At 41.0% G+C, this 13814-nt stretch carries 10 protein-coding genes; 1 reads left to right on the plus strand and 9 read right to left on the minus strand.

What is annotated here, in order from left to right; genetic code table 11:
* Window positions 1–8: 8 nt before the first annotated feature.
* From HM131_RS15590 to HM131_RS15610, 5 genes are all read right to left on the minus strand, one after another.
* A complete protein-coding gene (locus HM131_RS15590) occupies window positions 9–839 on the minus strand; it encodes an aldo/keto reductase (protein WP_085030644.1) in 831 nt (276 codons plus the stop codon).
* Between the two features lie 59 nt (window positions 840–898).
* A complete protein-coding gene (gene helD, locus HM131_RS15595; RefSeq protein ID WP_085030645.1) occupies window positions 899–3175 on the minus strand; it encodes an RNA polymerase recycling motor HelD in 2277 nt (758 codons plus the stop codon).
* 446 nt (window positions 3176–3621) lie between these two features.
* A complete protein-coding gene (locus HM131_RS15600; RefSeq protein ID WP_085030646.1) occupies window positions 3622–3975 on the minus strand; it encodes a hypothetical protein in 354 nt (117 codons plus the stop codon).
* Window positions 3976–3980: 5 nt separating this feature from the next.
* The gene (locus tag HM131_RS15605; protein ID WP_085030647.1) at window positions 3981–4406 is read right to left on the minus strand and encodes an ATP-binding protein; all 426 of its coding nucleotides are present in this window, start codon (window positions 4404–4406) and stop codon (window positions 3981–3983) included.
* Window positions 4407–5511: 1105 nt separating this feature from the next.
* Window positions 5512–6588, minus strand: coding sequence for an undecaprenyldiphospho-muramoylpentapeptide beta-N-acetylglucosaminyltransferase (locus tag HM131_RS15610; RefSeq protein ID WP_085030648.1), 1077 nt, complete (start codon window positions 6586–6588; stop codon window positions 5512–5514).
* Window positions 6589–6699: 111 nt separating this feature from the next.
* Here HM131_RS15610 and HM131_RS15615 point away from each other — a divergent pair, with 111 nt between their 5' ends.
* Window positions 6700–8073 (plus strand): MATE family efflux transporter, encoded by a 1374-nt coding sequence (locus HM131_RS15615; protein ID WP_085030649.1) that lies wholly within the window; start codon window positions 6700–6702, stop codon window positions 8071–8073.
* 71 nt (window positions 8074–8144) lie between these two features.
* Here HM131_RS15615 and HM131_RS15620 read toward each other — a convergent pair whose 3' ends face one another.
* The 4 genes from HM131_RS15620 to HM131_RS15640 form a co-directional block, all read right to left on the minus strand.
* Complete coding sequence (locus HM131_RS15620) at window positions 8145–9572, minus strand: aldehyde dehydrogenase family protein (RefSeq protein WP_085030650.1); 1428 nt, start codon at window positions 9570–9572, stop codon at window positions 8145–8147.
* A gap of 756 nt (window positions 9573–10328) precedes the next feature.
* Window positions 10329–11516 carry a NupC/NupG family nucleoside CNT transporter gene (locus HM131_RS15630; protein ID WP_085030652.1) on the minus strand — a complete coding sequence of 396 codons (1188 nt, stop codon included), beginning with the start codon at window positions 11514–11516 and terminating at the stop codon, window positions 10329–10331.
* 278 nt (window positions 11517–11794) lie between these two features.
* Window positions 11795–12790, minus strand: coding sequence for a FecCD family ABC transporter permease (locus tag HM131_RS15635; RefSeq protein ID WP_085030653.1), 996 nt, complete (start codon window positions 12788–12790; stop codon window positions 11795–11797).
* A complete protein-coding gene (locus HM131_RS15640) occupies window positions 12787–13797 on the minus strand; it encodes a FecCD family ABC transporter permease (RefSeq protein WP_085032053.1) in 1011 nt (336 codons plus the stop codon). Before HM131_RS15640 ends, HM131_RS15635 begins: the two co-directional genes overlap by 4 nt.
* Window positions 13798–13814: the final 17 nt, after the last annotated feature.

Here is a 13814-nt window from a genome sequence, read left to right on the forward strand (position 1 = left end):
CTTACTATTTATCCCTCATAGTCAAATTCATCCGGATGCTTTCCAATTCTTTCATTTTTATGAAGAGCATCAATCTTCTTCATTTCATCATCGTTCATATCAAAATCGAAAAGATCAGCGTTTTCTTTCTGCCTTTCCTTGTTAGAAGATTTAGGGATAATCACAACATCATGCTGTAAATGCCAGCGCAGTATAATCTGAGCTGGTGTTTTATCGTATTTTACAGCCAGCTGTTTTAAAATAGCGGCATCAAAGTAGCGCCCTCTTCCAAGAGGTGCCCAGGCTTCAAGTTGAATTCCTTTCTGGTAGCAGTAATCAGCTAGATCTTTTTGGTAAAGTTCAGGGTGGAACTCAACCTGGTTCACCATAGGCTTTTCTACTGCATCCTCTAAAAGCTCTTCAAGATGGTGCTCCATAAAGTTACATACACCAATCGCTTTTAATTTTCCGTCTTGATAAAGCTTCTCTAGCGCTTTCCAAGTATCTTTGAACTTCCCAGGAACCGGCCAATGAATCAAATACAAATCTAAGTAATCCAGCTCCAGCTTCTTCAAGCTTCGTTCGAACGCCTGAAGTGTCTCTTCATACCCTTGTTCATCATTCCAAACTTTTGTTGTCACAAAAAGCTCGTCTCTAGGAATTGAACTTTCTTTGATCGCTTTCCCGACTCCTTCTTCATTGTCATAAAAAGAAGCCGTATCAATATGGCGGTAGCCAACATCAAGAGCTGATTTTACAGCGTTAATGACTTCTTCATCGTTTTCCATTTTATAAACGCCAAGTCCGACTTTTGGCATTTTCAATCCATTTGCTAATGTTACAGCTTCCGTTAAACTCATTTTTATCTTCTCCTTTAGCAAGAAAGTTCTTTTCTAACGTTCCCTTACTTTAAAAGCATTCAAACCTTTCGATGGATCGTTGAATATAACGACTCCTTCACTTGATTCAATAAAAAATCTTCAGGAGTATGGCCGATCAAGTAAAGTTTGTGGAGCGGTCGTGTCATAGCCACATATAACATTTTTATATCTAATTCCTTAAGCTGATAACGATGATGGTGACTGTATAAGAAAACAACATCAAACTCCAGCCCTTTAGCAAGGTAGGCAGGGAGGATCATTCGCTCGCTCATTTCTTCGTCTTCCTCAAGCATTTTAAATCCCAAATCAAGATCTTGAATATCTGATGCCACATGCTCAGCATCTTGTTTAGTTTTGGTTACAATAGCAAAACTGTTCATTCGACTCGCTTCAAGTTGAGTAACCCTATCCTTAAAGTGCTCTTTCCATCCATCTTCGCATTGCAAAAACATAGGAAGTTCGCCATGCCTTACAACTGGTTCTGCCTTTGGTAGCTCATCTGGCATTAACACTAACAACTCGTTCGCTAAATCCATGATTTCGATTGTGGTTCGATACGTTTTTTGCAAAGTGAGGTAATTGACATTTCTGAACACATCATTTGTTAGCACTTGCCAGTTCTTCAGTCCACGATAACGATAAATCCCCTGAGCGAGATCACCCACAATCGTGAAAAGATCCGTATGGAAGGCTCTGCGTAAAGCATAAATTTCTAGGAAGCTGTAATCCTGAGCTTCATCGATGACCACTTTTTTCGCTTGATCGTCTTTGTCGATTCCTTTAATGAACGATTGGATATAAAGTAAAGCAGCTAAATCTTCAGAGTTCAATTGTTTCTTTTTTAAGTACTTACTTGTCGACTCCCTCATTTCCTTCAGTTCAGGGGTATCATAACTACAAAGAGAAAGGAAAATTTCTTCCTCATACAACTTTTCATACACATCCAGAAGATTTCTTTTTGGATACTGCTTCATAAAACGCTGAACGGCTGTTCTAGCCTCTTTTTTAACTTCATTTAACCGTTCTTCTTTTCTTGTTATTAAAAAGCTTACCCTTGTTTTACGCTTCTCTGGATCTTTGAAACCAAACAGCGCTTTATCAAGTTCTTCATCGTATTTTTCCGCCATTTTTGATAAGATCTGCTTCTTTTTTCTTCTTAACTCACTTTGAAGGACAGCTTTAATTTTTTGGATACGAACCTCGTAAGGAAAATAATTGTACTCTTTAAAAAATAATTGATTGATTGACTTGGCACTTTTAATCTTGAAACCTGCCAATAGAAAATCTTGATCAATTTGATATCCTTTTTTCAACCATTGCATATAGCGGTTCAATAAGTCTTTAAAGGATTGAGAGCCTTTGTAACCCGCCGACCATAAGGCTGGATCATCGGCTGCCTTTCCTTCTTCTATGGATTTCATTAAAATCTGATGCTGAGTGGTCACCGGCCAGTGGATCCCTGTTACTTTTACTACAAATTCTGTAAAAGTGGTTTGCTTGGACCGCTGAACACCTAGCTCTGGCAACACTTCAGAGATGTATTGGATAAACAGACGGTTGGGAGCTAAGATTAACATTTCCTCTGGTTTAAAGATATCTCTCATTGAATACAAGAAATAAGAAATTCTATGAAGCGCAATCGTTGTTTTTCCACTTCCTGCGGCTCCTTGAACAATAATCGGTTTTCTTAAATCTGCTCGAATGACTTGGTTCTGTTCTTCCTGGATGGTTGCGACGATTTCAGTCAAACGATTCTCGGCATTCTGAGAAAGGGAGTCTTGAAGCAGGTCATCTTTCGTCGTGATATCGATATCACGAAAATCTTCGAGCTCTCCCTCCTCAATCTGATACTGGCGTTTTAAAGAGACATGTCCCTCATAGCGCTCGCCATGAGAATTATAGCTGACTTCTCCAAGCCTTCCTTCATAATAGACATTAGCGAGCGGAGATCGCCAGTCCAAAATGATCGGAAGCTGAGTTTCCCGATCAAACAATGACATTTTTCCAATGTAGAAGATTTCACGTTCCGGTTTTTCTTTGCGATGAAAATCAATGCGGGCAAAATAAGGTTTCTTACGTAGATGAATGAGGCTTTCTAGCTGGTCTTTAGACATCTTCATAAAGTTTGCATTAGAAAGCATTTCTTGATAGCGGAGACTGCTGTCTTTGAAGTCAAGATGAGCCAAGGTGTCTTCCTGGCGCTTTTTCAACACTTCCTGTCCCGATTGCTGCGAGACAATCAGACGATCCATGTAAGCTTTTGTGAAAGATAGACGTTCCAGTTCTTCTTGTAAATCAGGGTGGCTGTTCGTCATTAGTTTTCTCCCTTCCAATCTGATTGGAATGACGTGTGAGCCGCTGGCCCTTCATGTTGTTTTTCGAAGCAACGAACAATAAGATACCACACAAAAATTGTAAAAGCAAAAAAAATCACCTTTTCGTCGACGACTTAAATTCCGATCTTACTCATTCCTAATTACTGACCACCAAATACTGACTTACTCAATATGAAATAGATCGTGCACGGGAAATTCACTAACACACAACTTGTAAGTTAAGCCAAAAGAAGGGACCTTGTGAAGTGATTAAAGGGATGGGACTATAAATACTGGTGCCTGTTTAAGCAATCAAATTAAGAAAGTATCAAGATATAGTCAATCAAAAAAGCATGGAGACGATGTAATAATGAAGCACTTTACATGCCTTTACTTCCTTCATATAAATAGAAAAGGCTGCTGAAAATTCAGCAGCACAGCTCTATTTAATGTCTTCGCTTATTCTCAATATACTTTGGCAAGCGCATCTCAAAAACAAAATAAGAAATCATTCTTAAAAAAATAGGATATAAAGCTAGAACCCCAAGTAAATCACCGATCATTCCAAGGATATTTGTGGTAAGCATGACTGCAGCTAAAATAAGCATTAAAATCACAGTCACTAAGCCTGTCATTCCGTTTACTGGTGTCCAGTTGCCGCCAACTGTTTCCGTTTCCTGGGATAGTTTCTCAAAACATCGATAATGATAAGGACGGACGCGGAACCAGTTAGAAGCCGTTACCAACTCATCTCTATCCTGAATTTCTTTGTAACAATAACGACAAATGTTTGTATTCACTCCACCTACTCCTGACGACGATATTTTTTCATCAGTACACATTCATTGCCCTTATTATTATAACGTAATTTGTCCATAACTCGAAGCATTAAGACTATCCCCCTGCCACGATCTTCAAGATCCTCAACATTCGGAAACCAATGTTTCATATCACTTTGAATCTGATATTCCTTCCAATTAAACCCTTCACCGCAGTCCTGAACTCTTACGATCATCATGGAATTTAAGAACGTAACCTTCACTTTGATTGGGGTATCCGTACTACTTCCATGTCCATGCTTCCAGGAATTTACGATCGCTTCAGAAATGGAGGCATCCACCAACAATTGATCTTTCCCAAATCGTTGAACTAAGTGTGGATAGAATCGTTTTCGTATTTCTTTTAAGTCTTTAGGGTGAAAGATGTTGGCCTCATAAGATGTGTTCATCATTCAACCTCTCCTCTTCAAGTCGATTAGGTCTCTCTTTCATTGAATCTAAGCACTCCACACAAGTACTATCATTCCCCTTATTCCCCTTAATGATCGTTTATAAAAGGAAAAAGGAGATTTTTTACAATAAATCAGCTTTTTTATATCTCTATCTTTGATTAAAGCCTCCTTATCCTAGATTCAAGATTATTGTCTATTTTACTGAGTGCTGTTTCCGTTACCTAGTACCAGGAATGGTGTTCGGGGAAATCGCTCGCTTTCCGCGGGGATGACGGCAAGCTTCCTCGGTTTACCAACCTCCGCGATCTTGCCAGTCATTCCATTCCCGCAGGAGTCTCACAATTTCCCCTTCCACCTTACGTTTTATCCGATTAAACGGAAACGCCGTAAAGAGAAAGTAGGAAAGACTGCTTATTTTTATTTTCTACTTTAGACACACATTAGTTAGAACTATCGAACAGGTTTTGGAGTTATTTTAAGATTCTTTTGTTAAGAGAATTTCAATCAAGCCACACGCAGGATACTAAATTCGATTGGGATGGGTTTGTTAGGATAATGACAGCTGGGATTACAGACCCATTTAGCAGGAGTTGAAGGCCCTTATTTCAAATTAGTGCCCAGTAAATATATTGAATAGAAGTGCGGATACGGGTGTTTAGCAAATTACATTGCTGGACTAGTATATAGGCGGCGATATTTACACCGATGATATATATCAGTGTTAGCTGATATTCAGACTAATGCTGATATTTAAAATGCTTCTGACTTCTAGGGCTCTTTGAAAACTATGAGCCTGATATCCTAGATAGAGATAGCCTTTACGATTCCGATAACTTCTCCATTTATGTGTTTCCGTTACACCAAAGAATCGAAAGGAGTTCCGGGAAATGGTGAGACTACTGGGATGAGCATGACAGGTGAGACCCCGGAGAGCGGCAGCTCGAGGACGCTCAGCACATGCCCACGGAAAGCGAGCCATTTACCGGGACTCCTACATCTATTCATCGTAACGGAGACCTCTAAACTCAAATGATCTCGAAATCAAGTATTCCACTATCCTGCTATAACAAAACCGCTATGTTAGGCACATAGCGGTTGAGTTAGATTATTTACTTTTCTCATAATCCTGAATAAGAGATATAACTTTATCTTTTGTTTTCTGACTTTGATAGCTCTCCATCTGAGATAAAAGTTTTTCTTTGTTCGCCATCAACTCATGGATCTCTTTTAAAAAGCGTTCATCCGTCAACTCTTCCTCCTCAAGCTTGTGTGCATAACCCTGTTTGACAAAAGAATCGGCGTTTAAAATCTGGTCGCCCCGGCTTACTTTTCTAGATAACGGGATTAGAAGCATCGGTTTTTTTAAAGCTAAAAATTCAAAAATGGCATTGGAACCTGCGCGTGAAACGATATAGTCGGTAGCTGCAAACAAGTCCTTGAGTTCTTCATTAACATACTCAAATTGGGCATAGCCCTGGCGGTTGATAGAAGGATCTTTGTGCCCCTTGCCGCACAAATGCACAACTTGGACGTCTTTTAATAACTCATCTAAGTTATGACGTACAGCATCGTTAAGAGCTTTAGACCCTGTACTTCCACCCATGACAAGAATGACCGGTTTTTGCTTATGAAATCCACAGTAGGATAGACCTTTTGCCCGTTGTCCTTCGAAGAGCTCATCACGTACAACAGCCCCAATATATTCTCCTTTTCCTTCGGGCAAGTGATTCATCGTTTCCGGAAAAGTTGCGAGAATCTTCTTAGCAAAAGGGAAAGATAATTTGTTTGCGAGTCCAGGAGTATAATCAGACTCGTGAATAATTGTAGGTACGCTCCTTAGTTTCGCTGCAGCGACAACAGGAACAGACACAAATCCCCCTTTTGAAAAGATCACCTGAGGCTTGCGCTTTCCTATGATCCTCAAAGCTTGCAGCAAACCTTTCATAACCTTGAACGGATCCTTTAGGTTTTCTTTAGACATGTACCTTCTTAATTTCCCAGTAGAGATACCGTGATAAGTAACTCCTTCCATCGATTCAATCAACTGGCGTTCTATTCCTTCGTAAGAGCCGATATAATCAACGGTATATCCTTGTTTTTGAAATTCGGGTATTAAGGCAAGGTTAACGATGACGTGGCCAGCCGTCCCTCCGCCTGTAAATAAGATTCGCTTTTGACTCATGATTTAACGTCCTTTCTATGGTGCTTCTGTTTCCTTTTAGGTAAAGGTTCTATGATATGCTATAATCCTCGTATTCCTCTAAAGGAATTGTAACAGAAAAGGAAGGATTCTATGTACGAAACACAAACACTTCGTGAAAAAATAAAACTATTTTCCTTTATTCTGCTTCCTATTTTAATCACTCAAATTGGTATGTATGCAATGAACTTCTTTGATACAGTCATGGCAGGAAAAGCAGGGCCTGACCAGCTTGCTGGTGTTGCGATCGGCTCCAGCATATGGGTACCTGTATTTACAGGGCTTAATGGTATCCTTATGGCTATTTCTCCAATTGTGGCTCAACTGAAAGGAGCGAGAAGAGAAAATGACATTCCATGGTCCGTGAAGCAGGGCGTCTACCTTGCCATCGCTCTGGCCATTACAATTGGAGCCACAGGTTATTTTCTTTTAGACCCCATACTGTCCTTGTTGGACATAGAACCTGAAGTAAGCCATGTAGCTACGTATTACTTGATTACATTGGGGATTGGCATTGTTCCCTTATTCGTTTTCAATATTTTGCGCTCCTTTATTGATGCACTTGGTCTGACGAGAATATCGATGACAATCATTCTGCTGACATTACCGACAAATGTATTATTTAACTATATGTTCATTTTCGGAAAATGGGGCGCTCCTGAGCTAGGAGGAATTGGGGCTGGCGTTGCTTCTGCCCTGACCTACTGGGTATCATTCGTTATTATCATTATTACGATACATAAGCTTCACCCTTTAAAACATTACAAAATATTCTCCGATTGGATCTCACCATCCTTAAGGGAATGGTGGGAGCAATTAAAAATTGGAGTTCCGATCGGATTTGCCATTTTCTTTGAAACAAGTATTTTTGCTGCTGTGACTTTTTTTATGACCGCCTACGATACCTATACCATCGCAGCCCATCAGGCAGCTATTAACTTTGCTTCTTTCCTTTATATGGTTCCTTTAAGCATTGCCTTTACATTAACCATAGCTGTCGGATTTGAAGTGGGAGGAAGACGTTTTATCGATGCGCGAACTTACTCGTATTTAGGTATTGGCACCGCGGTCTTCATGTCAATAATTGCTGGACTGATCTTGTATATCTTTGACGATTCCGTGGCACGGCTTTACAGTTCAAATCCTGAGGTGATCGAACTTACAAAAAACTTTATTTTCTTTGCTATCTTCTTTCAACTGTCTGATGCCTTTGGAGCACCGATTCAAGGAGTCTTACGCGGGTATAAAGATGTCAACATCACCTTAGTCATGGCGTTTGTATCCTATTGGGTTATCGGACTGCCAAGTGGCTATCTACTTGCCAATTACACCGCTCTAGGTCCATATGGCTATTGGATGAGCCTAATCATCGGTCTGACCGCAGGTGCGATCACCTTATTAATTCGAATGCTTTACTTGCAGAAGAAAAACATCGGTTCACAGGACAAGAAACTGTCTCCATCTTAAGAAGCAGATCCTAAGAAAATACTGATTTATACAAACAGAAAGCCCCCTTTTCACAAGGGGGCTTTTATTTATCATTGATTAAGATTCATAACGATCAGCCGTTCTTCCGTCATATCCTCAATTGTATATTTAGGGCCTTCTTTACCCCAACCGCTACCCTTCACGCCTCCATATGGCATGAGGTCGACACGGTATTGGGAGGAGTCGTTAATCATTAAGCCGCCAACTTCAACATTACGAGCCGCATAAAACGCTGTATCGATATTTTGAGTGAAAATACCGCCTTGCAATCCGTATTGAGAACGATTGACTTCATCAATGCATTCTTTAATATCTTTAAATGGAATAAGATTGACAACGGGAGCAAAGATTTCTTCGCAAACGACTTTCATGTCCTCGTTGACATCCGTCAAAATCGTAGGTCTTAGTAAAGCCCCTTCGCGTTCGCCGCCATAGACGACATTTGCTCCTGCTTTCTTCGCTTCTTCAATCCATTCTTCTGCACGCTTCGCTTCATCCTCACTGATCATTGGACCGACGTCTGTCTCTGGATCATTTGGATCTCCGACATGTAATTCTTTAATGGCATTTATGAATTTTTGCTGGAACTCTTCTCTTATGTCCTCATGAACATAAAGTCTCTGAACTGAAATACAAACCTGACCTGCGAATGCATAACTTTTGGCAGCAGCGTTTTGTGCGGCCGCATCAATATCAGCTTCTTTATCGATGATTACTGGAGAGTTGTTTCCGAGTTCAAGAATCAGTTTATTCAGCCCTGTCTCCTGTTTCAGCTTCAGGCCGACCTCTGCGCTGCCTGTAAAGGTGTACATATTGATTCTAGAATCTTTCATCATTTGGTTACCAACAGTAGAGCCTGAACCAACAACGACGTTTAAATATCCCTTCGGCAGTCCAGCTTTCTCAAATAGTTCTGCAAGCTTCAGTGCAGATATAGGGGTCTTACTCGCCGGTTTAAGGACAACAGCATTTCCTGCTGCAATAGCCGGTGCGATCTTGTGAGCAACAAGATTTACCGGAAAGTTGAATGGACTAATTGCTCCTACGACACCTACAGGAACTTTGATCGTAAAGGCCATTCTATTCTCAGATCCAGGTGCGGCTTCAACAGGTACACCTTCTCCGTGAATGCGCTTGGCTTCTTCAGCCGCAAGCTCAAATGTCTGAGAAGCACGGTCAATTTCCGTTTGTGCCTGTTTAAGCGGTTTGCCTGCTTCCATTGTGATATTTTTTGCAAGCTCTTCCTTATTTTCTAAAAGAAGTTCGCTGACTTTTTTCAAAATCTCGAATCTTTGATAAGGTGCCATCGGGTTGGTCTTGAACGCGTGCTGAGCAGCTTCTACAGCCTGATCGACTTCTTTTTCAGAAGCTTTCGCCACACGTGCATACGTTTCTTGCGTATATTTATTGAGTACATCAAGTTGATCATCCGTATTTACCCATTCTCCATTAATAAAAAGTTGATAAGATTTCACCATCTTACAAATCTCCTTCCCATGGAATCTATTGTTTGTATTGCCCTTATCACACTTAGATAAACTTCGAGCAACAGTCAAAAAACTCCTTCTAATCAATCGGTGCCCATGCTTCAACTACATAGCAGGATAGTAAAAGGATTCAATTTGAGATAAAGTGATTTGAAAGTTTCCGTTGCCATAGATAAAACTTGGAGGTCCGAGCAATCACTCGCTTTCCGTGGGCATGTGCTGAGCCTTATCAGACTACATCTTCCGGAGTCTCACCTATCATGTTCATCCCACAGGAGTCTCGCGATTACTCGAACCTCCTTCCTTTATGGGAAGGACGGAAACATCTAGGTTTCACGAATCCTAAATTATAATGACTCGTTATATGTAAATAAATTCTTATATGTTGCTGTTTAATAGCATGAAGTTAATAATTCTCTTACGCGCTGGAAGGTTTCAATGGGTCGGTAATACACAATACAGATGGGTTGGCTGGAAAACGGCGAAACTCCCCCGGGAGAAGGGGCTAGGCGAGCCCCCACAGAGAGCGTACCGAACGAAGAGGCTTGCCAGTTCCCCCGCAGGAAAGCGAGTCTTTTTCCTGCCAACCCTATTTCATATAAGGTTAAGGACCTAAAAAATTTGAAGTTAAGTGTACAGGCTAAAGAGGCTATAATAGAAAAAATGTGCGATTGCAAAACCACTAATTAATAAATCAAACCAAAAAAAAGAGATGAGGATGGCCTCATCTCTTTTCTGTGAAATCTATTATAGGAATAGACCTGCAATTGTTGCAGATAGCATAGAACCAAGGGTAGCACCGATAAGAAGTTTCATACCAAAACCGGACACGCGTCCGCCTTTTTCTGAATCAATTCCTTGTACGGTACCTGCGATAATCCCGATGGAAGAGAAGTTCGCAAAGCTTGTAAGGAATACCGTTACGATACCAACCGTTTTCTCAGATACGCCATCAAGCATATTCTGGAATTCAAGCATCGCTACGAATTCGTTGGTGACGACCTTCGTACCCATGATCGCACCAGCATCAATTACTTCTGCTGCCGGAATACCCATAAGCAATCCGATTGGAGCAATGATGTAACCTAGAAGCTCTTGCAATGTAAATCCATTGAAGACGGCACCAAATATAGCGTTCACTAATTCAAGAGATGCAATAAAGGCAATTAGCATAGATGCAACGATCAATGCGATTTTACCGCCATCAAGCGCTCCGTTACCCATTGCTTCGAAAAAGCTTTTAGCATTCGATACGTCCTGGATGTCAACGTGGTCTTCTTCTTTAGAAACTTTTACAGGAGCAATAATGGAAGCTACAATCAACGCACTGAACATATTCAATGGAAGAGCAACTAGAATATATTTGGCTGGAAGCATACCTAGATAAGCACCGACAATGGATGCAGATACAGACCCCATAGCTGAAGCACTGACGATATAAAGACGGTTATCGTTCAAATTGTGGAACTGTGATTTAATGGCAAGTAAAGCTTCTGATTGGCCGAAGAAGATACTATTAACGGCGTTAAAGGACTCAACTTTTGGAAGACCAGTAATCTTAGATAGTCCCCAACCTAAATATTTAATGATAAACGGCAAGATTTTTAAATAGGTCAAAACAGACAAGATTGTTGCGAAGAAGATAATAATTAGTAGTACGTTAAAGAAGAAAACACCATTTTCTCCGACTTGGACACCGCCAAGGACGAAGTTAACCCCTTCTGTTCCGTATTCGATCAACTTATTGAATCCCCAGGAGATTCCATTTATGATCGTTTGTCCGATATCGGTATTGAACATAAACCAAGTAATAAGCAACTGAACAACCAGCATGATTCCAATGCCTTTAAAATTAATATTTTTGCGGTCATTTGACATGAGGAATGAAAGTCCAAGAATGACAGCAACTGCAAGAATTCCTAAAAGAATATCCACGGATAAATCCTCCCCTAATGTATTAAAAAACTGATAAATGCACAATTGATGAAAATGCTTACATCAAGTAATTCCACTATGAATATTAACAGGTTGTCAGACGTCATGCAAGGCTTTTTTACATAGGCAAAATTTTCATGCAGCTTGATAAAAGATGCTCTCTGTGGCTAATTTACCCAACATAGCACGGTTTTTATCCATTTTTGTCGATTAAAAATTATTTTTACATGTGTATATTCATTAAATTTCATAAAAAAAGCAGACCCATTTGGTAAGGTCTACTTTGTGACGCTCATCTTTCTTAATAAATATAAAAAGTATGGAGCACCGATGACAGCTGTGAAAATTCCTGCAGGGACTTCAGTTGGCGGGAGCAGCCCTCGTCCAAGACCATCAGCTAATAATAACAAGGCCATGCCAGTCAGTGCTGAAGCAGGAATTAAAAAGTAATGTCTATTACCTACGAGTTGTCTTGCGATGTGAGGAGCAACCAAGCCGACAAACCCTAACGTACCTACAACTGCAACAGAGGCAGCAGCCAAAATGACCGCGACCACAAGTAGTAACGCTCTCGCTCTTTTTACTGGCTCTCCTAGTCCTTCAGCAACATCATCCCCTAAGTTCAAGACGTCGAGTTTCGGTGAGAGTAATAACGCCAAAGGGAACAGGAGTAGGATCCAAGGAAGAAGGAGAAGAACATCTGTCCAATCTTTGCCCCACATGCTGCCTGTCAGCCATACGAGGGCTGCGTTTGTTTCAACTGGGAATTTCACTGTCAAAAGCTGTATGCCTGCCTGGCAAATCGCACCTAAAGCAATTCCTACAAGCGCGAGAGTCGCTGGTTTTACCCCTTGTCTGTAGGCGAATATATAGAGAGCTACTGTTACCGCACCTGCTCCAATAAAAGCAGCAATAGGTAAAGCAATGACTGGAGAATCATCCCATAAAATAATGGTAGCAGCCGCCGCTAAGCCCGCTCCTTTTGTTATTCCTATAACGTCGGGTGAAGCGAGTGGATTTCGAATGATCCCTTGCAGAATCGCTCCGGATACCCCTAATCCAGCTCCGACTAACAGGGCCATCACAATCCTTGGCATTCGGAAATTTTCAATAATAAAAGCTTGGCCCTCTGGATTTGAACCCTGGAAATAGGTAACAATCGCTGAAGGCGAAATATAAACAGCTCCTACACCAATCGATATAAAGGCACCGACAAAAACCAAGATAGCTAATCCCATTATCCATAACAAAGGGATTTTGTTCTCTTTTTTCATGCTTTACGACCTCCTTTACGGGCTAAATAAAGGAAGAATGGGGCACCAATCAATGCGGTGACAATCCCTACTGGTGACTCTGACGGAAATGCGATAAAGCGTGATATCACATCAGACACGGTTAATAAAAGCGCTCCAAATACTGCTGAGACCGGGATGATGTACAAGTAATCAGAGCCTATTATTTTTCTAACGATGTTAGGGATCATTAAACCGATAAACCCTATTGGACCTGCAACAGCCACAGAAGCACCCGCTAAAATAACAACCAATAAAGAAGAACCCATTCTAATAAGTCCGATTTTTTGTCCTAGACCCCTGGCCACATCATCTCCTAAACTAAGAAGGGTTAGGGATTTAGACAGGGCTAAGGCACCCACTATTCCTACGATCGCCCAAGGAAGCACCAGCTTCACGTCTCCCCAATTACGCCCGTCTATTCCCCCGGCCAGCCAAAATAAGACATCTTCTGTGGAGGTTTCATTAAAAAGGACAACCCCTTCAATTATAGAGGACAAAAACATGTGGATGGTAATCCCTGCAAGTGCAAGTTTAACAGGGGTCATCCCTCCCCCCGTTGAAGCTAAATAATACACCGTTGCTCCGCCTACTGCAGCTCCTGCGAACGCGAAATAGACTAACGTGTTCGGAGCTAAATCAGGAAGAAGCACCACACCAAGCACGACCATTAAAGATGCTCCTGCATTAACTCCAAAGATTTGTGGAGAAGCAAGCGGGTTATTTGTAATGGATTGCATGATGGCACCGGCAATAGCTAAACAAGCCCCAATTACCATGCCAATGACAGCCCTTGGCAGACGAATGGTATGGATGATGGAGGATGCTTTACTACCGTTGTCGTTAAAAAGGAGACCTAAAACCGTCTTAAAATCAATCTGGTAAGCCCCTATACTCAAACTGGCGACCAAACTCATCACTAATAAGAGAAGCCCAATCATCAGCGTAAAGCTGATCCGGAACGTATGAGGTTGTTTTTGTTTCAACATTGTTTCCATATATTATG

Source organism: Halobacillus mangrovi, assembly GCF_002097535.1.
Classification (GTDB): Bacteria; Bacillota; Bacilli; order Bacillales; family Halobacillaceae; genus Halobacillus; species Halobacillus mangrovi_A.

Coding starts and splice junctions, on each gene's coding strand:
- HM131_RS15590 (WP_085030644.1), bottom strand. CDS start 839: ATGAGTTTAACGGAAGCTGTAACATTAGCAAATGGATTGAAAATGCCA.
- helD (WP_085030645.1), bottom strand. CDS start 3,175: ATGACGAACAGCCACCCTGATTTACAAGAAGAACTGGAACGTCTATCT.
- HM131_RS15605 (WP_085030647.1), bottom strand. CDS start 4,406: ATGATGAACACATCTTATGAGGCCAACATCTTTCACCCTAAAGACTTA.
- HM131_RS15610 (WP_085030648.1), bottom strand. CDS start 6,588: ATGAGTCAAAAGCGAATCTTATTTACAGGCGGAGGGACGGCTGGCCAC.
- HM131_RS15615 (WP_085030649.1), top strand. CDS start 6,700: ATGTACGAAACACAAACACTTCGTGAAAAAATAAAACTATTTTCCTTT.
- HM131_RS15620 (WP_085030650.1), bottom strand. CDS start 9,572: ATGGTGAAATCTTATCAACTTTTTATTAATGGAGAATGGGTAAATACG.
- HM131_RS15635 (WP_085030653.1), bottom strand. CDS start 12,790: ATGAAAAAAGAGAACAAAATCCCTTTGTTATGGATAATGGGATTAGCT.
- HM131_RS15640 (WP_085032053.1), bottom strand. CDS start 13,797: ATGTTGAAACAAAAACAACCTCATACGTTCCGGATCAGCTTTACGCTG.